Annotated in this window: 1 protein-coding gene; it reads left to right on the top strand. The window is 63.6% G+C overall.

Features of this window, described 5'->3' with window-relative positions; genetic code table 11:
* Window positions 1–21: 21 nt before the first annotated feature.
* Window positions 22–409: hypothetical protein (locus RMT89_RS41340; protein WP_315888902.1), on the top strand; the 388-nt coding region annotated here is incomplete at its 3' end.

Genomic DNA, 409 nt, shown 5'->3' with positions numbered 1-409 from the left:
CAGATGCCGAGGCAGACGCCGATGCCGACGCCGATGCGGACGCCGATTCGGACGCTGATGCAGATGCAGATGCGGATGCCGACGCGGACGCTGATGCAGATGCAGATGCAGATGCAGATGCCGATGCGGATGCCGACGCCGACGCCGATGCAGACGCTGATGCTGATGCTGATGCTGATGCGGATGCGGATGCTGATGCTGATGCGGATGCCGACGCTGATGCCGATGCCGACGCGGACGCCGATGCAGACGCTGACGCGGACGCTGACGCCGACGCCGACGCCGATGCCGATTCTGACGCCGACGCGGATGCTGATTCAGATGCGGAAGCCGACGCTGATGCCGATGCTGACTCCGATTCTGAAGCCGATGCGGATGCCGATTCCGATTCCGACGATGATGCTGATGC

Source organism: Streptomyces sp. P17 (assembly GCF_032436805.1).
In the GTDB taxonomy this organism is placed as follows: Bacteria; Actinomycetota; Actinomycetes; order Streptomycetales; family Streptomycetaceae; genus Streptomyces.
The sequence above is the reverse complement of the archived record's forward strand: the minus strand, read 5'-3'. Positions and strand labels throughout refer to the sequence as shown.